This is a genomic window from Streptomyces sp. NPDC087901 (assembly GCF_044742205.1).
Lineage (GTDB): Bacteria > Actinomycetota > Actinomycetes > Streptomycetales > Streptomycetaceae > Streptomyces.
The window spans coordinates 232617-254468 of sequence record NZ_JBIUUC010000011.1 but is presented as its reverse complement, the minus strand read 5'-3'; the positions used below and the strand labels follow the sequence as shown (position 1 = coordinate 254468).

The 21852-nt window shown below is 71.5% G+C and carries 20 protein-coding genes; 6 read left to right on the top strand and 14 right to left on the bottom strand.

Annotated elements, in window-relative coordinates:
• Window positions 1–47: 47 nt before the first annotated feature.
• The 4 genes from ACIOEW_RS29720 to ACIOEW_RS29705 are packed head-to-tail and all read left to right on the top strand — an operon-like array spanning window position 48 to window position 3484.
• Window positions 48–1220: a cytochrome P450 gene (locus tag ACIOEW_RS29720; protein WP_401967391.1), complete on the top strand. Its 1173-nt coding sequence runs from the start codon at window positions 48–50 to the stop codon at window positions 1218–1220.
• Entirely contained in the window at window positions 1217–1405 is a 189-nt protein-coding gene (locus ACIOEW_RS29715; RefSeq protein ID WP_362554348.1) for a ferredoxin, read from the top strand. Before ACIOEW_RS29720 ends, ACIOEW_RS29715 begins: the two co-directional genes overlap by 4 nt.
• Window positions 1402–2547, top strand: a complete 1146-nt coding sequence (locus tag ACIOEW_RS29710) for an NAD(P)/FAD-dependent oxidoreductase (protein ID WP_401967389.1) — start codon at window positions 1402–1404, stop codon at window positions 2545–2547. The genes ACIOEW_RS29715 and ACIOEW_RS29710 overlap by 4 nt, the downstream gene beginning before the upstream one ends.
• Before the next feature lie 10 nt (window positions 2548–2557).
• Window positions 2558–3484 carry a LysR family transcriptional regulator gene (locus ACIOEW_RS29705; protein ID WP_401967387.1) on the top strand — a complete coding sequence of 309 codons (927 nt, stop codon included), beginning with the start codon at window positions 2558–2560 and terminating at the stop codon, window positions 3482–3484.
• A gap of 50 nt (window positions 3485–3534) precedes the next feature.
• Here ACIOEW_RS29705 and ACIOEW_RS29700 read toward each other — a convergent pair whose 3' ends face one another.
• The 7 genes from ACIOEW_RS29700 to ACIOEW_RS29670 form a co-directional block, all read right to left on the bottom strand.
• On the bottom strand, window positions 3535–4143 hold the full coding sequence (locus ACIOEW_RS29700) for a TetR/AcrR family transcriptional regulator (RefSeq protein ID WP_401967385.1): 609 nt from the start codon (window positions 4141–4143) through the stop codon (window positions 3535–3537).
• 125 nt (window positions 4144–4268) lie between these two features.
• Window positions 4269–4952, bottom strand: coding sequence for a 3-oxoacid CoA-transferase subunit B (locus ACIOEW_RS29695; RefSeq protein ID WP_401967383.1), 684 nt, complete (start codon window positions 4950–4952; stop codon window positions 4269–4271).
• Window positions 4952–5644 carry a 3-oxoacid CoA-transferase subunit A gene (locus tag ACIOEW_RS29690; protein ID WP_401967381.1) on the bottom strand — a complete coding sequence of 231 codons (693 nt, stop codon included), beginning with the start codon at window positions 5642–5644 and terminating at the stop codon, window positions 4952–4954. Before ACIOEW_RS29690 ends, ACIOEW_RS29695 begins: the two co-directional genes overlap by 1 nt.
• Window positions 5641–7002, bottom strand: coding sequence for an FAD-dependent oxidoreductase (locus tag ACIOEW_RS29685; protein ID WP_401967379.1), 1362 nt, complete (start codon window positions 7000–7002; stop codon window positions 5641–5643). Before ACIOEW_RS29685 ends, ACIOEW_RS29690 begins: the two co-directional genes overlap by 4 nt.
• A 128-nt stretch (window positions 7003–7130) precedes the next feature.
• Window positions 7131–7838, bottom strand: coding sequence for a maleylpyruvate isomerase family mycothiol-dependent enzyme (locus ACIOEW_RS29680; RefSeq protein WP_362554359.1), 708 nt, complete (start codon window positions 7836–7838; stop codon window positions 7131–7133).
• Window positions 7838–8686 carry a fumarylacetoacetate hydrolase family protein gene (locus ACIOEW_RS29675; protein ID WP_362554361.1) on the bottom strand — a complete coding sequence of 283 codons (849 nt, stop codon included), beginning with the start codon at window positions 8684–8686 and terminating at the stop codon, window positions 7838–7840. Before ACIOEW_RS29675 ends, ACIOEW_RS29680 begins: the two co-directional genes overlap by 1 nt.
• Complete coding sequence (locus tag ACIOEW_RS29670; RefSeq protein WP_401967376.1) at window positions 8683–9852, bottom strand: cupin domain-containing protein; 1170 nt, start codon at window positions 9850–9852, stop codon at window positions 8683–8685. Before ACIOEW_RS29670 ends, ACIOEW_RS29675 begins: the two co-directional genes overlap by 4 nt.
• A 130-nt stretch (window positions 9853–9982) precedes the next feature.
• On the opposite strand from ACIOEW_RS29670, the gene ACIOEW_RS29665 reads away from it, so the two are divergent.
• Window positions 9983–10759, top strand: a complete 777-nt coding sequence (locus tag ACIOEW_RS29665; protein ID WP_401967373.1) for an IclR family transcriptional regulator — start codon at window positions 9983–9985, stop codon at window positions 10757–10759.
• Window positions 10760–11282: 523 nt separating this feature from the next.
• The gene (locus tag ACIOEW_RS29660; protein WP_401967372.1) at window positions 11283–12917 is read left to right on the top strand and encodes an MFS transporter; all 1635 of its coding nucleotides are present in this window, start codon (window positions 11283–11285) and stop codon (window positions 12915–12917) included.
• A gap of 149 nt (window positions 12918–13066) precedes the next feature.
• Here the strand turns inward: ACIOEW_RS29660 and ACIOEW_RS29655 are convergent, their stop codons facing one another.
• The 7 genes from ACIOEW_RS29655 to ACIOEW_RS29625 all read right to left on the bottom strand — a co-directional run bounded on the left by ACIOEW_RS29655 (window position 13067) and on the right by ACIOEW_RS29625 (window position 21848).
• On the bottom strand, window positions 13067–14137 hold the full coding sequence (locus ACIOEW_RS29655) for a peptidase C39 family protein (RefSeq protein ID WP_401967369.1): 1071 nt from the start codon (window positions 14135–14137) through the stop codon (window positions 13067–13069).
• A gap of 113 nt (window positions 14138–14250) precedes the next feature.
• Window positions 14251–16353 carry an iron ABC transporter permease gene (locus ACIOEW_RS29650; RefSeq protein ID WP_401967366.1) on the bottom strand — a complete coding sequence of 701 codons (2103 nt, stop codon included), beginning with the start codon at window positions 16351–16353 and terminating at the stop codon, window positions 14251–14253.
• Window positions 16350–17414, bottom strand: coding sequence for an iron-siderophore ABC transporter substrate-binding protein (locus ACIOEW_RS29645; protein ID WP_401967364.1), 1065 nt, complete (start codon window positions 17412–17414; stop codon window positions 16350–16352). The genes ACIOEW_RS29650 and ACIOEW_RS29645 overlap by 4 nt, the downstream gene beginning before the upstream one ends.
• Window positions 17415–17578: 164 nt before the next feature.
• Window positions 17579–18442: an ABC transporter ATP-binding protein gene (locus ACIOEW_RS29640; RefSeq protein ID WP_401967362.1), complete on the bottom strand. Its 864-nt coding sequence runs from the start codon at window positions 18440–18442 to the stop codon at window positions 17579–17581.
• A 166-nt stretch (window positions 18443–18608) separates the two neighbouring features.
• Window positions 18609–19484 carry a helix-turn-helix domain-containing protein gene (locus ACIOEW_RS29635; RefSeq protein ID WP_401967360.1) on the bottom strand — a complete coding sequence of 292 codons (876 nt, stop codon included), beginning with the start codon at window positions 19482–19484 and terminating at the stop codon, window positions 18609–18611.
• 289 nt (window positions 19485–19773) lie between these two features.
• Complete coding sequence (locus tag ACIOEW_RS29630) at window positions 19774–20928, bottom strand: serine hydrolase domain-containing protein (protein WP_401967358.1); 1155 nt, start codon at window positions 20926–20928, stop codon at window positions 19774–19776.
• Window positions 20925–21848: a DUF6895 family protein gene (locus ACIOEW_RS29625; RefSeq protein ID WP_401967355.1), complete on the bottom strand. Its 924-nt coding sequence runs from the start codon at window positions 21846–21848 to the stop codon at window positions 20925–20927. Before ACIOEW_RS29625 ends, ACIOEW_RS29630 begins: the two co-directional genes overlap by 4 nt.
• Window positions 21849–21852: the final 4 nt, after the last annotated feature.

Here is a 21852-nt window from a genome sequence, read left to right as displayed (position 1 = left end):
CGAATCATTCATTTGTTGGATGTGATGGCAGCCACTTCACTGGGCGCATGACCACCCCATGCGCCTCCGACATCGACCTCTTCGCGGACGAGGTCGTGCTCGATCCCTATCCCGTCTACGCCGAGCTGCGGGAACAGGGATCCGTCGTCCGTCTCCGGAAGAACGACGTCCATGTGCTGACGCGGTACGAAGCCATCCGCGGCGCGCTCGCCGACTGGCAGTCGTTCTCATCGGACTCCATCGGGTTCAACCCGACGGTCAACGAGGCCCTCAGCGGCACCTCGCTCGCGTCCGATCCGCCGGTGCACCCGCAGTTGCGGGCGACGCTCACCGAGAACCTCTCCCCACGCGCGCTGCGCGGGCTGAAGGGCCGCATCGAGGCCAAGGCCGACGCCCTGGTCGCCCAACTCGTCGAACAGGGCAGCTTCGAGGCGATCGACGCCCTCGCCCGGGCCTTCCCCCTGGAGGTCGTCGCCGACCTGATCGGCTTCACCGGCCAGGCACGCGACAACATGCTGCGCTGGGGACAGGCCGCCATGCAGGTCATCGGTCCGATGAACCGGCGCACGACGGAGAACTTCCCGATCGCGGGCGAGCTCTACGCCTGGTGCTCCCAGGTCCGGGCCATCGATCTGGCCGAAGGGTCCGTAGGCCGGGGCATCTTCGACGCCGAAGCACGCGGCGCCATCGCGCCGGGTTCGGCCGGCGCCATCATCCACCAGTACCTCGGTGCGGGAGTCGACACCACGGTGGCGGCGATCGGCAACATCGTCGCCCTCTTCGGCTCGCACCCCGGCCAGCTCGACCTGATCCGCAAGGACCCCTCGCTGGTGCCGGCGGCGTTCAACGAGGTGCTCCGTTTCTGGGCCCCCGTGCACGCCTGGGGCCGCCGCGCCACCGAGGACGTCGAGATCGACGGAGTCGTCATCCCCGCAGGCGCCCAGGTCGCCGTCCTGTTCGGCGCCGGCAACCGCGACCCCCGGCACTTCGAGGACCCGGACACCTTCCTGGTCGAGCGCAATCCCGTCGACCACCTCTCGTTCGGCTACGGCCCGCACGGCTGCGCGGGCCAGGGGCTCGCCAGGCTGGAGGCCCACGCGGTGATCGACGCGCTGTCCCGGCGCGTGAAGCGCCTCGTGGTCGGACCCGAGGTCCGGATTCCCGGCAACATCACCCGGAGCATCGAGGAGCTCCCCGTCCTGGAGGTGATTCCCGCATGAGGATCGTTCTCGACCGCCCCCGCTGCGAGGGCCACGGCCTGTGCGAGGAAGCCGCACCGCAGCTCATGCACCTCGACGACGACGGCGAGCTCGTCCTCGACCGCGAGGAGATCGACAGCGCCGACGCCGCCCCGGCGAACGCCGCAGTCCGCGTGTGTCCGGTCGCCGCGCTGAGGCTCGCATGAGCGGCGCGACGGTGGACCGCGTCGTGGTCGTCGGCAACGGGATCGCCGGGCTCACCGCGGCCGACACGCTCCGCGAGGCCGGGTTCGACGGCGAGCTGACGATCGTCGGCGACGAACCGCACCCGGCGTACAGCCGCCCGGCACTGTCCAAGGCGCTCCTGCTCGACGACGCCGACCTGACGTCGCACGAGCTGCCGCCGGCCGGCCACGGTGCGAAGGAACTCCTGGGCGTACGCGCGACCGGGCTGAACCTCGACCGCAGGCTCGTCACGCTCGACGACGGCACCGCCCTGCCGTACGACCGCCTCGTCCTCGCCACCGGCTCCCGGGCGCGGCGGCTGTCCTCCCTGCCCGGGGAGCTCACCCTGCGGGGACTCGACGACGCCCTGTCCCTGCGGAGCCGGCTGGCGGGCCGGCCCTCGGTCGTCGTGGTCGGCGGCGGCCCGCTCGGGATGGAGATCGCCTCCGGGTGCCTGGCCGCCGGCTGCCGGGTCACCCTCGTCTCCCAGGGCGTGCCCCTGACGGTCCAGCTCGGGCCGTACCTAGCCGGCGTCTTCGTCAGGGCCGCGCTGGACCTCGGGCTCACCCTCGTGGAGACCGGATCGGCGCGGATCGAAGGGTCCGGGGACACCGCCCGGGCCGTACTCGACGACGGCGCGGTCCTCGAAGCGAACCTTCTCGTGTCCGCCGTCGGCGACATCCCCAACACGGAGTGGCTCGCGGACACGGGACTTGTCGCCGAGGGCGGCATCATCCCGGTCGACTCGCGCGGGCTCGTCCGTTCCGATGTCGCGGCCGTCGGCGACCTCACGGCCTTCCCCACCTCGTACGGTCTGCGCCGCCTCCCCCTGTGGAGCAGCGCGATCGAGCAGGCGAAGACCGCCGCACGGGCGCTCGTCCACGGCGAGGACGCGCCGCCGCTCCGGTTCCAGCCGTACTTCTGGACCGAGCAGTTCGGGCTGCGCCTCAAAGCGGTGGGCTTCCTGCCGCTGGAGGGCGAGCCCGCGTACGTCGACGGAGGTCCAGGTGGCGAGCCGGCGCTGATGCGCTGGTCCCACACCGACGGCACCGGTGCGGCCGTGGCTCTCAACTACCGGATCCCGATCCCCAGGCTGCGTCGCATGACCCGGGCGGACTCGTAAGGTCTACTCCATGAGCGACGGCGAAGAGGGCACCACAGGCTCGGGGTTGGACCGGCTGGCCTCGGTCAACCTCAACCTGCTGGTGCCTCTTCTCGCGCTCCTGGAGGAGGGTTCGGTGACCAGAGCGGCGGAGCGGGTGGGTCTGTCGCAGCCGGCGATGAGCCACGCCCTCACGCGGATGCGGCGTCTGCTGGGTGACGACCTCGTCGTCCGGCAGGGGACCGGCGTCACGCTCACCCCGCGCGCGCTGGAGCTGATCGCGCCGCTGCGCAGTGCCCTGGAGCAGACGGCACGCATCGTGGACTTCCCGTGCTTCGACCCCGCCGCGGACCGGCGCGTCATCACCGTCGCCATGACGAACAGCACGGCGTTCGTCGTCGGTCCCCACCTGACCCGGCTCGTCGCCGAGCGCGCCCCGCACGCCACCTTGCGTGTGCGCACGATCACGGTGCCGACCGAGGCCACCTTCACCGACAAGGGCGTCGATGTCGTGCTGGTCTCCGAGGGCCACTTCTCGCCGTACCCGCGCGAGCGTCTGTACAACGACCGCTGTGTGGTGGTGGCCTCACCGGACACGCCGCCGGAGGCGAGCGCGCTCGAACTCCTGACCACGCAACGGCACATCGTCGTCGACACCGAACGGCGCGTCTTCCCGTACTCGTTGCTGGAGGAGAACGGGATCACCTACCGGGTCGGCCAGTTGATCTCCGACTTCCTGCTGGTGCCGTTCCTGGTCGCCCGTGCCGGCGGTGGCGTCGCGCTGCTGCGCTTCCAGGTGGCCACCGCCATGCGGGCGCTGACCGACCTGCGGATCGAGGAGTTCCCGTTCCCGCTTCCGGGGCTGGGGATCGACATCGTCTGGAACCCCCGCCTGACCGATCAGTACTTCACCGAATGGCTGCGGGCTCTGCTGTTCGACGCCGCCGCGAGCCTGTGACCTCGACCGCGGGCGGCGCCGTCCGACGCCGTCCGTCACGGCGACCGCGCTCAGTGCAGCAGGCGTACCCAGCTGGTCCCGAGCTCGTCGAGCATCTGGTCGCGGGTGAGTTTCCAGTCGGCGCGGTGCCAGTTCTGAGCGACGAAGTCGAGCTCGGCCATGGCCAGCACGCCCCGGAAGTGCCGCTGATACGGCTCCAGGCGCCCGGCCGCCGTCAGCCCGTCCTTGATGTCGCCGATGGCCTCCTCCATCCACTGCTCGACCAGGTCGGCGAGCTCCGGATCGACCACCGCGGCGTCACGGCCGATCCGGATGAGGGGCCAGATCGCCGGCCAGCTGTCGGCGGTGCGGCGCAGCCAGTCCGTGATCGCCTCCGGCGACCCGTCGGCGACGGTGGCCACGAGGCCCTGCGCCGTGGAACCGTGCTCGGGAGAGCCGACGCGCTGCAACACCTCGTTGAGCTGCTCGTCGATGAGGGCCTGCATCAGCTCGCTGCGGGAGGAGAAGTACGCGTAGAACGTCGCCCGCGTCGTACCCGCCGCGGTCGCGATGTCGTCGACCGTGGTGGCGGCGTACCCCTTCGTCTTGAACTGCTCGATTCCCGACTCCAGAAGCAGACGGCGGGTCATCTGCTTCTGTGCCTCACGAAGGTTCGCCATGACCGGATCCTAACGCGCCGCGGTGCGTCGATCGTACGGACCGGCTGCACACCACACACACCGCACCGAGTCCTGACGCGACGTACAACGACTCACCGGCGCTCACTCGGCTCCCCTCGCGCGGCTCATCCGATCAGGTCGACCGCGACCCGCTTCCGCAGCTCCGCGACCGTGGACCCGTACGTCTCCAGGACGCGGACCCCGTCCGGACCGGGGGCGAAGATGCCGTGGTCGGTGTAGACGCGGCTGACACAGCCCGCGCCGGTGAGCGGGCAGGTGCAGACGGGGACGAGCTTGGGGGCGCCGTCCCGGGTGAACAGCCGCATCATCACCAGGACCTGCCGGGCCCCGACGGCGAGGTCCATCGCTCCGCCGACGGCGGGGATGGCAGCGGGATCACCGGTGTGCCAGTTGGCCAGGTCACCGCGGGCCGAGACCTCGAAGGCCCCGAGGACGCACACGTCGAGGTGGCCACCGCGCATCATCGCGAAGGAGTCGGCGTGGTGGAAGTACGCGGCCCCGGACAGTTCGGTGACCGGCACCTTCCCCGCGTTGGTGAGATCGGGGTCGATCTCGTCCTCGGCCGCGGCCGGGCCCATGCCGAGCATGCCGTTCTCGGTGTGCAGCACGATCCCCGCGTCCGCCGGCAGGTGCTCGGCGATCCTGGTCGGCTGCCCGATGCCGAGGTTGACGTAGGAACCGGGGGCGATGTCGAGGGCGATACGGGCCGCGAGCTCGTCCGTGGTGAGCGGGCCCCGGCCGAGGTGCTCCACCGGCCCCGTCCCGAATGTGGTGTTCGTGGCCGTCATCAGCGGGCTCCCTGCACGGTGAGTCGTCGGGCCTCGGCCCGTACGAGACGGTCGACGTAGATTCCGGGCGTGACCACGGCCTCCGGATCGATCTCCCCGACGGGCACGATGTCGGTGACCTGCGCGACGACCGTCGTGGCCGCGGTGGCCATGACAGGGCCGAAATTCCTGGCGGTCCTGCGGTAGACGAGGTTGCCCATGGTGTCGGCGCGATACGCCGAGATCAGGGCCACGTCCCCCTTGATCGGGTACTCCAGGACATGGGCACGCCCGTCGATCTCCCGGGTCTCCTTGCCCTCGGCGAGGAGGGTGCCGGCGCCGACTGGGCAGTAGAAGGCGCCGATTCCCGCGCCTGCGGCCCGCAGCCGTTCGGCGAGGGTGCCCTGGGGCACCACCTCCAGCTCGATGCGCCCGGCCCGGTACAGCTCGTCGAACACATAGGAGTCGCTCTGCCGGGGGAAGGAACAGATCACTTTGCGGACCCGGCCCGTCTTGAGCAGCGCGGCCAGGCCCACATCACCGTTCCCGGCGTTGTTGGACACCACGGTCAGCTCGCCGGCCCCCTGCCGGATCAGGGCGTCGATCAGGTCGAAGGGCATGCCCGCCAGACCGAATCCGCCCACCAGAACCGTCGAACCGTCCTCGACACCCACGACGGCCTCGTCGACCGTCGCGGCGATGGTCGTGATCATGCCTGGGCCACCTCGTGAGCGACGTGGCCCGTCTGCTCCTCGATCCGGGCCGAGGCGAGCGGGATGGGCGTGAACATCGCGGGTTCCTCGTCCGGGGACAGCGCGGTGGGGCCGTACACCCAGTCGGTGAATCCGTAGTCGTGGTCGTCCCGGCCGCGCATGATCGCGTTGCGCTGCAGCCGGCTCTCCCCGTCCAGGTGCCACAGCTCGCCCCAGGCGCGGGCGGTGGTCTGCACCCGACGGCAGTGCTCGACGCGGACCGCTTCGTAGGAGGCGAGGACGGCGTCCCAGTCCGGTGCTCCGGCGTTCGCGTCCGCCCCGGCACTTCCGTCCGCCCCGGTGTTCGCGTCCGCCCCCGCGTTCACGGCGGTCTGGCGGGCGACGTGCCGGGCGAAGACCCAGCCGTCCTCGATCGCCATGATCGCCCCCTGCGCCATGTACTGGAGCGGCGGGTGGGCGGCGTCGCCGAGCAGGGCGATCCGGCCGTGCACCCACGTCTCGATCGGGTCCCGGTCGAGCATCTGCCACCAGCGGTCGCGCCACATCAGGGGGATGCCCTTGCGTACGGTGTCGCAGGTGGCGGCGAAGGCCGCGTCCAGCTCGTCCGGCGTACCCCAGTCGTCCTTCCCCGCCAGCGCCTTCGGCGACTCGAACACGGCGACCTGGTTGAACATGTCGCCGCCGCGCAGGGCGTACTGCACGAAGTGACAGCGCGGGCCGACGTACACGGTGACGTCCTTCTCCGCGATGCCGTTCTCGCGCACCTCAGCGATCGGGACGGCCGCGCGGTAGGCGACGTAGTCGGAGCTGACCACGTTGTCGCCGACCAGCTTGCGCCGGGCGACGGAGTGCAGTCCGTCGGCGGCGATGACCACCGGCGCCTCCTCGGTGCTGCCGTCCGCCAGGTGGACCCGGGCGCCGCCGTCGGTGTGCTCGTAGTCCGTCACCGTCCGATCCGTCAGCAGCTCCACACCGGCCCGCCGGCAGGCGCGCAGGAAGATGCCGTGCAGGTCGCTGCGGTGGATCACCATGTACGGGAAGCCGTAGCGCCGCTCCACGTCCCGCAGGTCGAGCCGGGTCAGCTCGCGGGAGTCGAGCGCGTCGCGCATCACCATGTTCTCCGGGAGCACACCCAGCTCCTTGGCCTCGTCGAGCAGGCCGTACTCGTCGAGAATGCGGGTGCAGTTGGGCGCGATCTGAATGCCGGCGCCGACCTCGCCGAACTCCGGAGCCCGTTCGAGGACGCGCACGCGCAGCCCCTGCCGGGCGAGGGCGAACGCGGAGCTGAGGCCACCGATGCCACCTCCGACGATGATCACGTCAGGGTTTTCGCCGGTGGGAGGGGTCGCAGGGTTCATCGTCTCTTCCTCGAATCGCGGGAGTCGTCGAGTGGCAGAAGCGCTTGGGGCCATCGGGGCGTCGCGCGCCCGCGGCCGTGGTGGGGCAGGGAGGGGCCCGACCGCCCGCCCCTGCCCGGTCCGGTGGGTCAGAGCCAGCGGGCCAGGGCGGGCACCGGTCCACCGTCGGGCGCCGCGAGGGCGTGGGCACGCCCGGTGAGATACGCGGTGATCTCGTGGAGGTCGCCGACGATCGCGGTCGGCTCGCCCTCTCCGGGGAGCTTCCAGAACGCACCGCTGCCCGTCGCCTCCAGAACCAGCGCCGGTCCGGACTCCTTGGCGCGCTTGGCCACGACGTCGTCGCAGAGCGCGGCAAGGAATCCGGCCGGCAGGTCCGCGAAGGTCAGGCCGGTGCCCAGATCGACGGCGTGGACGCACACCTCACGGGAGCGCATCCAGGGCAGTTCGGTGGCGGGCACGGTGCGGCCCTGCGCCGTCACGACCGGGGCCTGCCACTGTGCGTCGCCGAGCGCGGCGGTGGCCCCCGCCAGCTCCTCCGCGCTGCGGCGCAGCCATGCGGTGAGCTCGGCGGCCGGCATCCCGGCGCCCCGCTCGATACCGGCGGCGCGCTCCTCGGGGGAGGCGTACATCGGTGTGGGTTCACCGGTGGCGGCCCAGTGGACGAGGTTGCCCAGGGCGTCGGCGTTGGCCGCGACGTGCGCGACCAGGTGCTTGCGGGTCCAGCCGGGCAGCGCGCTCGGCGCGTCCTGTCCGGCGTCCGCGAGGTCCGCCGCCTGCACGAACAGGGCGGTGCCGAGCTGCGCCCAGCGGCGAGCGTCTTCGAACGTACGGGACATCAGGCGGACTTCTCCTTGACGACGCGGTTCTCCAGGCGGCCGATGCCGTCGATCTCGGCGACGACCGTCTCCCCGCCCAGCAGATAGCGCCCCGGCTTGCGGGCGTGCCCGACACCGCCCGGGGTGCCGGTGGCGATGATGTCGCCGGGGTTGAGGCGCGTGATCGTCGAGACGTACTCCACCAGCGCGACCGGGTCGAAGAGCAGGTCGGCCGTGGTGTCGGACTGCATGACCTCGCCGTCCACGGTCAGGCGGACGTCGAGCGCGGGACGTACGCCGCCCGGCAGTTCGTCGGGGGTGACCAGGCAGGGGCCGACCGGGGTGCTGGAGTCCCACATCTTGCCCTGGAGCCACTCACGGGTGCGGAACTGCCAGTCCCGGCAGGTGATGTCGTTGAGGACGGTGAACCCGGCGATCGCCTGCTCGGCCTCCTCGCCGCGGGCGCGGCGCACCTGCTTGCCGACGACCACCGCGAGCTCCACCTCCCAGTCGAACTGGTCGGTCTCGTCCGGCCGGAGGATGTCGTCTCCCGCGCCGATCAGGGAGTCCGCGAACTTCGCGAACAGGGTGGGGTGCTCGGGCAGGTCCCGGCCCATCTCCGTGATGTGCGTCCGGTAGTTGAGTCCGACGCAGATCACCTTCGAGGGCTGCGGGACGACAGGCGCGTACTCGGCGCCGTCGACGGGGTACGTCCCGGAGTTCCCGGCGGTGGCCGCGGCGGCGTGCTCGGCCCAGTCGCCCCGGCCCAGCAGTGTGCCCACGTCGGGGACGCCGAGGTCGATCAGGACATCGCCGTCGATCCTGACGGCCTTGGTGGTGCCGCCGGTACGGAGGGTGGCGAGCTTCATCGGGTGGTTCCTTTCACATGGGTGCGGTCGAGCCGGAGGGCCTCGAAGATCGGGGAGTCACTGAAGCGGAACAGGTCCAGGGCGCCGGAGTCGGAGTCGGTGGTGCCGGCCTCGGACCGCACGGACAGGGGCTGCCAGGAGGGGACGACGAAGAGGTCGCCGCGCGTCACGGTCCAGGTCCTCTCCCCGACGGTGACGGTGCCGGAGCCGTCGAAGACCTGGTAGACCGACGAGCCGGTCTCGCGCACCGGGGCCGTCTCGGCGCCGCGCACGACGCGGTGCATCTCCGCGCGGATGGTCGGCAGCACATCGGCCGCGGTCGACGGGTCGGTGAACCGGACGGCGGCGTGACCGGGCTCGACGGTGCCGGCGAAGCCCTCCGCCTCCAGGGCGAGCTGGTCGTCGAGGGCGCGGTCGGTGTGTTCCCAGCGGTACGCGAGGAGCGGCGTGCCTGGGGCGGATCCGGTGGCGGCGACGGGGCGCAGCCCGGGGTGGCCCCACAGGCGCTCGGCACGCGAGCGGTCCGGGGTGGTCCGCTCGGCCTCGCTGATCTCGTCCCGGCCGAACTCGAAGAACTGGGTCTCACTCGCGTACTGGAACGGGATGTCGAGTCCGTCGATCCAGGCCATCGGCTCGGTGGTGGCGTTGTGGTGCGCGTGCATGTTCCATCCGGCCTGCGGCAGGAAGTCGCCGCGCCGCATGGCCACCGGATCGCCGCCGACGACCGTCCACACGCCCTCGCCCTCGACGACGAAGCGGAACGCGTGCTGCGTGTGGCGGTGCTCGGGGGCGTCCTCCCCCGGCATCAGGTACTGGATGGCGGCCCACAGGGTGGGCGTGGCGAACGGGCGGCCGCCCAGGGAGGGATTGGCCAGCGCGATGGCGCGGCGCTCACCGCCGCGGCCGACCGGGACAAGCTCTCCAGCCTGCGCCGCGAGCGCCCGCAGCTGCTCCCAGCGCCATACGTGCGGCACGGCGTGCGAGCGGGGACGGTCCGGCATCAGGTCACCGATCTCGGTCCACAGCGGGACGAGAAGTTCCTGTTCGAAGCCCCGGTACAGCTCCTCGAGTGCCGGGGTGACCTTGGGCTGACCGGCTGCGGAAACGGCCTGCAGCCGGACGGGCGAGCCCGTAGCGATGTCTTGAGCGAGGGAGGACTGAGTCACGGCCTCAGCGTGCGCCGGGTTCGCATACAAGACATGTAGATTCTGGAGAGCAGAATCTATGGCTCGGTCCCCGGCCGGAGCGGCACGCCGCCGCACGGACGACGGCCGGGAGCCCGCCCGAGGAGGCACCGTGGACAAGCCGCTCAAGACCCCGCCGCCGTATCCCGTGGCGAGCGTCGACCACGCCCTCAGGGCGGCGACCATGCTCCAGTTGGAGGGCCCGGCGACCGTCTCGCAGATCGCCGAGCGACTGGGGGTCGCCCGGTCCACCGCGCACCGGCTCCTGGCGATGCTCGTGTACCGGGACTTCGCCGTGCAGGACGAGAACCGCGTCTACCGGGCGGGCCCCGTCCTCGAACTGGCGGCGCACTCGCAGTCCCAGGTGTCCCGGCTGCGAGCCGCCGCCCTGCCCCACCTGCACCGGCTGGTCGGCCTGCTGGACGAGACGGCGAACCTCACCATCCGCACGGGTGACACGACCAGGTTCATCGCCAGCGTCGAGAGCCGGCAGGCGCTACGGGTCGGCTCCCGGGAGGGAATGGTGTTCGCGGCCCACCGCACGACCGCCGGTCTACTCCTGCTCGCCGGACTGGACGACGCCGAACTGGCGGAGATCTACTCCGCCGCGCGCTACCACGACCGCCCCGCGGACCGCCCGGACCTCGCGCGGTTGCGGAGCGAGCTGCGGCGCATCGCCCGCAACGGGTTCGCCGTGAACCAGGAACGCTCGGAGCGCGGGCTCGTCGCCGTGGGCGTCCCGGTGCGCGACCGGGACGGGACGGCGCTGGCAGGCCTGTCGGTGTCCATGCCCAGCGTGCGCTACGACTCCCATGACCTCCCGTCGCTGGTCGCGACGCTCAACGCCGCGGCGCGCGCGGTGGAGACGGACCTGGCCGCGGCGCACTGACCGGGCGACGCGGCGGGGCGACGTCCGGGGGCCGGTGAGCCTGCCGGGCGCACGCCGGCATGCCGGTTCGCCCTGCGGTGCGGCTGCGCCCGGTGCGGCACCGTTCCGTACGCCTGCGTCCCGTAGACCTCTCTTCTGCCCCGCACGCCTCTCCCACCCCCCCACTTCCGCACTCCTCCGCCGTGCCAGCTCCACATTACGTCGAGGCAATTCACCTTAAGCAACGTACATTTCATTGACATGCTGTATGGCGAAGTGTCATTCTCCACGGCACCACGCCGGATACGAGCCGCGTGCCCCCTCCCCCACTGCCGCGATCACGGCAGCGGCTCGCCGCACCTGTCCGCACGGGACAGACCGTGGCACCCGACGACAACCTCATCGGCGTGCCCGGATCCGGAGAACCGGCGTGGCCGGAGAGCGACGCGCAACGCTCCCCGCCCCCTCCCCTCACTACGGCCGTCGGCCGGAGCCCGTCCCGCCCGATGGCGGGGCGATCACCTTCCCAGCCAGGGAGAAAGCAATGACGCTCAACAAAGGGACAGCGACGTCCCACGGCCCAACCGCGGGGGCTGCCCGGAAGCCGGGCTACGCGGGGACGCTGGCTGCAACCAGCTGTGCGGTGTTCGTGGCGCAGGTCGCCAACGCACTGCCGGCATCGCTCAACGGACTGTTCCAGGAGGACCTGAACACCCACGGCTCCCAACTGACTTGGATCACCGCAGCCTTCATGGTCGCCGTGGTCTGCTTCGAATTCACCTTCGGCGTGCTCGGCGACCGGTTCGGCCGCAAGAAGCTGATCACCGCGGGCGCGGGACTCGTCGCCATCGGCAGCGCCGTGGCCGCGGTCGCGCCCAGCGTGCAGGTCCTCTGGGTCGGCGCGGCACTCAACGGTCTCGGCGCCGGCGCACTGTTCCCCGGCTCACTGACCATGCTCGCGTCGGTCACCCGCACCCCCCGGGAGCGGGCTCAGGCCGTCGCGCTGTGGAGCGGGTTCCTGTCCGCCGGTGCGGCCCTCTCCCCTCTCCTCGGTGGGGTGTTCGCCGAAGTCGGCTCCTGGCGCGGCTCCTTCTGGGTGCTCGTCGCACTGGCCGTCGCGAGCATGGTGCTCACGCTCTCGCTGACCTCTGAGTCCAAATCCCCGGAGGGCCGCGAACTCGACGTCCCGGGCCAGATCACCTTCGCCATCGGTCTCATCCTGGTGCTGTACGCGGCCGTCGAGGGACCCGAGTCCGGGTGGACCACCCTTCCCGTTCTTCTGTCCGGCATGCTCGGTCTCGTCTTCCTCGCCGGTTTCGTCCTGGTCGAGGTGGGCGCCAAGTCCCCGATCTTCGACCTGAGCCTGTTCCGGAACCGGGCCTTCACGGTGTCGTCCGTCGTCGCGGTGATCGGCATGCTCGCCTTCCTCGGCGCGTGCTTCGCGACGAGCATGTGGCTCGGTCCCGTCCAGCACCAGGACCCGCTGCGCGTCGCCGTGCCGTTCCTGCTGCTGCAGGGGCCCGCGTTCGTCCTGATCCCCGTCGTCTCCCGGCTGCTGCACCGGGTCGCCCCGACCTGGCTGCTGACGTCGGGCTTCGCCCTGATGTCCATCGGCTGCTTCCTGTGCACCGGACTCGATGTCACGGACCCCGGCCTGACCGCCTTCGTCGTACCCGACCTGCTGATCGGCATCGGCTTCGCGCTGTGCGTGAGCTCAGTGACGGCCGTGGCGCTGGACAGCGTGCCGCCGCAGCTGGCCGGCATGGCGAGTGCGACGACCAACATGCTCCGCGATCTCGGCTTCGCGCTCGGCCCCGTCGTCGTCGGTGCGGTCGCGCTGAGCAAGGCGGCCTCGGCGTTCTCCTCGAACCTGAGCGGGGCGGAGCTTCCGGCCGACCAGCTCGGAGCCGCACGCGGGATCGCCGCCGAGGGAGGACCGATCGCCGTGAACAGCGTGCCGCCCGGCACGCCGGGATCGGCGGCGCACGACCTCGCCCTCGACGCACTGGGCAGCGGCTTCGGCAGCGCCTTCCTGATCTGCGGCATCGCCGCCGCCGTGGCCGCGGTCCTGACCGCCGTCGGCATGATCGGTGTCCGACGCCCCGACCACTCCCCCGACCAGCTCCCGGCCGAGTCCGCCGCCGGACGGAACGAGGCCCGGGAGGCCGTAGTGAACTAGGGCCTTTCGTTCGGATCAGGCCGGATCAGGGTGCGGGGGGCGGTGCGTGCGGCTGCACCGCGGAGGACCGAGGCGTGGCGGCGGAGCCCCCGCCGGCCCGGCATGATCCGAACGGACGGGGCTACTCGTCCGCCGGACCGGCTGTGCCCCTACGGGCGGCCGATGGTCACGGCGCCCCGGAAGCGGTCCGGCGCGAGGGTCGACATCGTGTCGAGCGACGCGTCGGGGACCGGCAGGAGGTGGGCGTCGACCCAGGTGTCCCCCGTTGCCGCGTTGGCCCACGGGTCCTCGATCACGACAGCGCCGGGTACGACGCCGTGGCAGAGCACCCAGTGCGGCACGTCGAACCCCTGCATGTCGGCGAGCGAGAGCAGGAGCAGCACGTGTTCCCGTCGGCCGACCGCATCCCGGATCGCGGTCATGGAGAGGTGGCCCGGGTCGATCGGGACACCGATCCGTCCGGCGTCCGTACGTGACGCGCGCTGGAGCACGGCACGCCATTCCTGTTCCTTCTCCGGGTAATGGTCGAGCAGGACGGGCCGTTCCGTGTCGAGGTGGACCGCGACGGGGGACGACGGCCAGGCCCGGCGCAGGGCGACGCCCAGTCCGACGGGCTCGCAGGCGAGGAAGTTGGTCGCGTCGCGCCACAGCGTCAGCTCCGCCTGACGGTCGAGGGCCTCCCGCGGCAACGTCCCCGCGTGCGCCTGCGCGACCAGGGCGGTGACGGCACCGCACGTGAAGTGCGTGGTCTGCCCGTAGTACGGGGGTTCGGCGACCACGCCGTCGCTCAGCCAGCGGACGTAACCGGCAACGGGTCCGGCCGCACCCTCCGGCTGTGTGAGCGGAGGGCTCAAGGGAGCGAACCCGGCGGCAACGGCATCCTCCGGGACTGCCGTCCAGCCTTCCCACTTGACCTGCGCGAGCTCTCGGTGGCGTGCGTGGGCGACCACCGCCGCAACGGCTGCCTGCACATCGCCGACGGCGTCGACGATCTTCAGATAGGCCGTGTTCGGGCGGGCCGTCACGAGCGCGGCAGCACTCCAGCCCTCGCCGCCGTCACGCGGAACGCCCACGAGGTGAGGGGCGTGAGCTGAGCGGTCGACCGCCTGCCAGCGCTCCGGCAGCCGGTGGTCTCCGAGCCGCCTCTGCAGGGTCGGCGCATCATCGGGCACGAACGGGACGACGATGCTCTTCACGGGCGTTTCCTGCTGGGACGGCATTCCGGTGCTCCTGGCGGGACGGAGAGGACGGGGAAGGGGGAAGGGGCGGGAGGAGGGACGGGTGCGTTCACCGGCGGTTGCATGGCCTGTGCGGACTGGGCCGCCGCCCGGTGTCACGCACGGGACTGCCGGAGTATCCAGACGAAGTACGGGGCGCCGACCAAGGCGATCATGAGGCCGGCCGGCACCTGGGACGGGGCGACAACGGTGCGGCCGAGGGCGTCGGCCACGCAGACCAGCAGTCCGCCGAGCAGCATCGCGACCGGGATGGACCTCCCGTGCCGAGCGCCCACCAGCGACCGGGCGAGGTGCGGGGCGACGAGCCCCACGAAGCCGACGACGCCGACGGCGATCACGCTGAGTGCCGCGAGCACCGCGGCGATCGCCAGTGCGGCGAAGCGCACACGCACCGGCCTGACGCCGACGATGCGCGGAGTGTCCTCGTCGACGGCGAGCAGGTCGAGCCGGTCACGCATGGCGAGCAGTACGGGGAGCGCGAGCGCCAGGGCCACCGCGACCGGTACGACGTCGGGGAACGTGCGCCCGTAGGTCGTGCCGGAGAGCCAGGTGAAGATCCGGGGCGTGTTCCACGGGTCGGCACGCAGCAGGAGGAAGGTGGTGATGGAGCTGAGGCCGTACCCGCAGCCGATGCCGATGAGCACGAACCGGTCGGGCAGGAAGCCGCCGCGCCAGGACAGCAGGGCGATCAGCCCGAACGTGGCGAGCCCCGTCACGACGGCGGCCACGATGAGCAGCGGACGGCCGCCGGACAGCCCCGACGTGACAATGGCGACGGCGCCCAGCCCGGCACCGGCGGTGATACCCAGCACACCCGGCTCCGCGAGCGGGTTGCGTACCGCGCCCTGTACGACGCATCCGGCCAGTCCGAGTGCCGCACCGGCGAGGACCGCGGCGATCACGCGCGGGACCCGGTCGTCGAGCGCCTGCCCGATCAGGCCGGGGGCGGCGCCCTGGACCCAGAGCACGATGTCCCCCGTCCGCAGCCAGAGGCTTCCGGCCAGGACCGCCACGACGGCCGCCACGACCAGGAGTGCCACCGCGGCGAACATGACGAGGAGGAACGCGCGACGCGACCGTGCGACGACCCGCGCATGCGGTGGTTGCCGGAGCCGGCCCGTGTCACGGAGACGGAGCGCTAGAACCACGATCACGACGGAGCCGAGCAGCGCGGTCGGTACGCCGGTGGGAATGGAGGCGGCCCCGTCCGCACCCTGCACCGCGCGCAGTGTCGCGTCGGCGAGCAGGATGAGCAACGCGCCGAGCAGCCCGGCCGCGGGCACCAGGAAGATGTGGCGGCGCAGCGCCCGGACCCGCCCCGCGATCAGCCGGGCGAACACGGGGGGGCCGAGGCCGACGAAGGCGATCGGGCCCGCGAGTGTCACTGCCGAGCCGGTCAGGACCACCGCGCAGATCACGGCGATCACACGGGTCGCCCGGATCGGCACGCCGAGGGTGGACGCGGCGTCGTCGCCGAGGTTCATCACGTCGAGCCGCCGGGACAGCGCCAGGGCGACGCACAGCACCACGGCCACGACCGGGAGGGCGCGTACCGACGCGTCGATGTTCATCTGGGCGAGCGAACCGCTCCCCCAGGCGAAGAGACCGGTGGTGTTCTGCTTGAAGAGGATGAGGACCATCGCGGTCGCCGAGTCCAGGGCCATCGCTATCGCCGATCCGGCGAGGATGAGGCGGGTACCCGAGGTGCCCGCGGCCCGGCCCGCGAGGAGCAGCACGAGGGCCGCCGCGGCCAGGCCACCGGCGAAGGCGACGGCGCCCGACGCCCATAGCGGGACAGTGAGACCGAAGGCCGCGACGAGCGAGAGCGTGAAATAGGACCCGGCCGTGACCGCGAGGGTGTCCGGGGAGGCGAGCGTGTTGTGCGTGACGGACTGCAGCAGCGTGCCGGCCGATCCGAGGGCGAAACCCACCGTCACGCCCGCGAGCAGGCGCGGCAGGCGCGAGCCGATGAGGATCTCACCGACCGGCGCTCCGCCGGTGGTCTCCCGTTCCCCGGTGAAGTACCTCACCAGGTCGCCGACCCCGACTCCGGACGTCCCCTGCGTCAGGTGCCACATGCCCACCAGGACGGTCAGGACGGTCAGAACTGCCAGGACGGCCGCCCCGGTGGGACCGCTGCCGCGCTCGGCGCGCGGCAGCGATTCCCTCCGGGGTACCGATGTCTGCGAGGTGCTCACTTCTTGTCGAGCACGTCGACGTAGGCGTCGATCGCCTGCTCGCAGGAGAGCGGGCCGCCGGCGCCCCACACGCCCGACGGGAACGCGTGCGCGCGGCCTTCCTTCACGGCCGGGATGGTCTTCCAGAGCGGGTTCTTCGCAAGCGCGGCGACGTACCCGCCGGCCCCTTCGTCATTGGCGTAGAAGAAGTTGGCGTCGCCCACCGCGGTGAGTCCCTCGACGTCGGTCTGCGCGAGACCGTAGGAGGGGTCGACGCCTCCGTCACCGTGGGCCTTGTTGACGTCGTCGGTCCACACGGGCTTCATTCCGAGCTCTTCACCGATCTGGGTGAACAGGGCGCCCTTGCCGTAGGGGCGGACCGTGAGGTTGCCTCCCTCCAGCCATCCGTCGAAGAACAGGAAGTCGTTCGTCGGCAGATCGGCGTCGGTGACCTGCTTCTTCGCTGTCGCGAGGTGCTCGTCGAACTCCTTGAGCACCTGGTCGGCCCGCTCATTGCGCCCCGTCGCCTTGCCGATCATGCTGAACACGTTCTTCATGTTCCCGATCGGGTCCTTCGGGTCCGCGCCCAGCGTGGCCATCACGGGGACGCCTCGCTTCTCCAGCTTCGCGAGGGTCTCGTCGTCGGCCTTGAACGCTTCCACGACGATGAGGTCGGGCTTCGCCGCGTAGAGGGTGTCGAGGTCGGGCTCCTCACGGGTGCCGATGTCGGTCACTCCGCCGGGCAGCTTCTCCGCGCTGACCCAGGTGCTGTATCCCTTCGCGTCGGAGACCGCGGTGGGGGTGACGCACAGGGTCAGCGCGTCCTCGACCTGCTGCCATTCCAGGACCGCGATCCGCTTGGCGGGCTTGTCCAGCTTCACCTGCCGGCCGACGCCGTCCTTGAAGGAGACCGGCTCCGTCGAGGTGGCCGTGGTGTCCTGTGCACAACTCGCCGACGCGGGCGACGCGCTGGCACTGTTCTTGGTGTCGGCCTTGTCGACGGTGGTCGTGCCGCAGGCCGTTGCGCCGAGGACGATGAGCCCTGCGGAGGCTGACGCCGCCAGGCGATGGGCACGGTTCATGAACGATCCTCTTTCTTGCGATTTCTTGCGATTTCTTGCGATGAGTTGCCGCGGCGGTTGTGCCGCTTCGGACCGTGTGGCGCCCGGCAGCTTCAGACGGCTGCGTTCCGGCCGCTTCGGACCGATGGGGTCCGGCGGCCACAGGCCGGTGGGGTCCGGCCGCTTCAGACGGGGTGGCGCCCGATCGGGTCGATGCGGAGACGGCCCGTGCGAGGGTCGATACCGACCTCGACACGGATGTCGTAGACCTCTCCGATGTTCTGCGCGGTGAGGACGTCGGCGGGTGCGCCCGCTGCGTGCACGCGGCCTGAGCGCATCAGGACGAGCGTGTCCGCGACGCGGGATGCCTGGTCGAGGTCGTGCAGCACGACGCCGACCGCGATGCCGTGCTCCTCGACGAGATCGCGTATCAGGTCGAGTGTCTCGACCTGATAGCGGAGGTCGAGGTGATTGGTAGGTTCGTCCAGCAGCACGACACCGGTGTCCTGGGCCAGGCAGGCCGCGAGCCAGACACGCTGCATCTCCCCACCGGAGAGTTCACCGACCGGCCGGCCTGCCATGTCCCGCACACCGGTGACGCCCATGGCGTGGTCGACGGCGCTCCGGTCCTCCGCGGTCGGTCCGGCGAAGCCACGCCGGTACGGATGACGTCCGAACGACACGACCTCCGTGACCGTCAGCCCTTGGGGCGCCGGCCTCGACTGGGAGAAAAGCGTGACCTCGCGGGCGAACTGGCGGGCGCTGAGCAGGGACGCTTCGCGCTCGGACGGTCCGTCGGAGGCGCCGAGCGTCACCCGCCCGCCGTCCACCTGGTGCAGTCGCGAGAGCGCGCGCAGCAACGTGGACTTCCCGCTGCCGTTCGGCCCCACCAGGGCAGTCGCGCGGCCGGGTTCCAGGGCGAGCGAGACGCCGTGGACGACCGGCTTGCCGCCGTACCGCAGCACCAGGTCGTGCCCATTGAGCCCGGCCACCGGGGCAGCGGGGTCGATCGCGGGGCTACCGGCGTGCCGGAAGGGGCTTGTGAACATCGATGAGTCCGGACGTTCGAAGGGGCGAGGACTGCGGCACCCTCCGTCCGGCCTTCACCGGCCGGGCCTGGAGCCCACCCGCGCACGGACAGCACCGTCCACGGCGAGAGGAAACTAAGGGTTACCTAACTCCGAGAAGGTTATATTCCGCTCGCGATGTCGACAATCAGGAGTTCTGGACATGCGATACGGGATTCCGGACATTTCCCGATGCTTCACGGGCTGCGTCGAAGAACGCGCCCGGCGTGGTTCCCATGACCCGCCGGAACGCGGCGATGAAGGAACTGGGCTGCGCATAGCCGAGCGCCTCGGAGACCGTCATCACCTCGAAACCTTCGGACAGGAGCATCAGCGCCCGATGCACCCGCAGCATCTGCCGCCACTGCGCGAAGGAGAGACCTGTCGCCTGACGGAACGCGCGCGTGATCGTGCGGTCGCTGATCCCCAGCCGCTGCGCCCACTCCTCCAGTGAGCCTCCGTCGGCGGGGTCGTCCAGCAGGGCTTCGGCGATCGCGTCGATCCGGGGGTCACCGGGCAGCTGCAACGCGAACTGGTGCCTCGACGGCTCGATCACGTCGAACACGACCGACTCCGCGCGTGCCCTGGCCGGCGCGTCGAGATCCGTACGGGACAGATGGGCCAGCAGCGACTCGAGCAACGGCGTCATCGCGATCGCCTTCGGTTCCCCGAACGCGAACGGCGTGCGGTCGGGGGTGAAGAGGGCGTCGTGGAACTCCGCACCCGCCGTGGCCCGGCCCGCGTGAACCACTCCCGCGGGCATCCACAGCCCGTGCCCCTCGAACACGGTGAAGACGCGGTCCCCCACCCGGGACGTCAGCGTCCCCCCGCGCACCCAGAAGAGCTCGTGCAGAGGATGCGAGTGCAGCGCCCACTCCGTGGGAACACGGGGAATCCGCAACCTGGCGCTGATGGCGAACGGGGCTACCGCCTGCTCCGGAACGGCCACGGCCCGGCGCACCACTGTGCCCGCCTCCCGCCGCCACATCCCGGGGGCCGCCTCACCACGGGACGCTCGAACCATGCGGTCGAGTCTACGGGCGCCGTTGCCCCGGCCATGAACCGCTATGGCCCGCAATGACCGGCGATGACCCGCGATGACTGGCGAGCGGTTCGGCCGGTCAGCCGGTCGGTCGGTCGGTGGTCGGCCAGCCGGTCGGTCAGTGGTGGGTGGTCGGTGGTGGTCGGTCGGCACACCGTCACGTTGCTTGATCCTCCACGTGAGGGGCTCGCGCGTTCACCGACCGTGGGGCCGTCACGCCGGAGACCTTTCCGGGGGCTACTACGGCAGGGACGGGAGCGGATCCGTACGGTCAGAGTTTCTCCGTGAGCAGCTCGTGGACCGTCGCGATGAACGGGTCGGTCCTGTGCACCCGCCGTGCGCACATGGCCGCCAGGGCGGTACCGGTGTCCGGGCGGAAGCCGAGGAACATCTGCTGCCCGAGCGTGGCTCCCGCGTGGAAGCAGACCGGCCCGCGCGGTGACGGATGGCGGAACCAGGTCAGGGTGTGGGTGTGCGCATGCCGCAGGCCGCGCCGCAGCAGCGGGCGCCGCACGTCCGCGAACGCGGCGGCGGGAGGCCGCGTGGGCGCAGCCGCAGCCGATGTCGCTGTCGCATCCACTGCCAGTGCCACTGCCGCACTCACTGCCGCATCCACTGCTGCTGCCGATGCCGGGAGATGTGCCTCCAGGAACGTGAGCAGGTCGGGCGGTGTCGCCCGGACCGCTCCGGCGGCGGTGAAGCCGCCGGTGTCCAGCGCGGGCAGCGGCCTGCCGTCGCGTCGGTGCCCCACCGCGTCGCCGGCCGGATCCCCCGGGCCCAGGCGCGTGCCCTCCAGCCCGAGCGGGCCCAGTACCTCCTGCTGGAGCAGCGCCTCCCAGGGTGTGCCGGTGGCGGCGGCCAGGGTGTGTCCGAGTACGGAGACGGCGAAGTTCGAGTAGTGCCATCGGGTACCAGGGTGATGGCGCGGGCGGGCGCGGAGGAACGCCCGGACGACCCGGTCGGCCGGGTAGCGGCTGTAGGGCGCGGTGGACCACCGGGGCAGTGCCTGCGGATAGAAGTCGGCCGGCAGTGCGGGGAGGCCCGAGGTGTGGGTGATCAGATGGCGCAGGGTGATGGCGCGCACGGCGGGGTGCACCGGGTGGCCCGGGGCCAGAAGTCCGGCCGCGGAGTCCTCGTAGCGCACGCGGCCGTCCGCGACGAGTGCGGCCAGCAGCAGACCGGTGAAGGGCTTGGACGCGGAACCGAGCTCGTAGCGGAGTCCGTCGCCGGGCCCATGGAGGGGTGCTTTGCCGAGTGGCACGTCCGCGCCGAGCTGGAAGGTGCGGTGGCCTCGGTGGCTGAGCGCGATCACGAGGTCGGGTGCGTCGATGGTCCGGGCCGCCTCGGTCAGCAGCCGGGCCCGCTCGCCGTCGTCCTGGGGCGGACGGTCGGCGGGGGCCCGGCCGACGTCCTGCGGGGCCGTCACGCGGGGGCCGGAGCGGCGAGGTCCGACAGGGCGCGGGACAGGGCCAGCGCCGAGGCGAACGCCGCGACCAGCGTGGGGTGGTAGACGAGGTCGAAGACGGACTCCTCGTCCCCCTCCGGCATGGCACCCATCACCGGCATCGCCCCGTCCTCCTGCTGGGCCCCGGCGAATCCCTCCCAGGCGGCCGGGTCCAGGGTCGGTTCCGGCATGCAGGCGTCGACGACGAGCAGTTCGCCCAGCAGGTCCCAGCGGCCCAGATCGAGCCAGTCGTCCAGCCACACCGGCAACCAGAGGGCGAGGTAGTCCGCGACGTCGGCGGGCAGCCCGGCCGGATTGGCGCCCCAGTCGGTCAGATGGAAGACGGTGTGGGTGATGTCGTAGCCGATATTGCCCTCGACGGTCCACGGCTCGGGCCGTTTGGACAGCCAGGTGCGCCGGTACGCCTCGTCGACCGGCATGCTCGGCTCCACTCCGAAACGGCGCTCCATGGCACTGAGTCCGAGCCGGCGCACCGGGACGACCTCCAGCGCGCCCCAGCTGCTCAGCCGGTGGTTCAGCCGGACGGCGGCCTCGAGGGACGGCTCCCGGAACCCCAGCTCACGGAACGGGACGTAGACCTCCATCGGGACGGGGCAGAGCGGTTCGCGCCGCTGACCGTCGACCAGCCGGCTCCCCGAGCCCAGCAGTTCGTGCCAGGCGTGATCGAGGAGCTTGCGGGCCAGGGCGGCCTGCCGGGATCCGGCGACGCCTTCGCGGAAGATGACCTTGCTGATGAGCGCCAGTTCGCCGAGCGGCTTGAACCGGTCCAGGACACCCACCTCGGGAGGCGGGTCGTCGTCCAGCCGGAAGCCGGACCGGTGCTCGTACAGCCATCCCAGGGCCCGCGCGCCCACGTCATGGATCTGCTGGATGCCGCTCATGCGG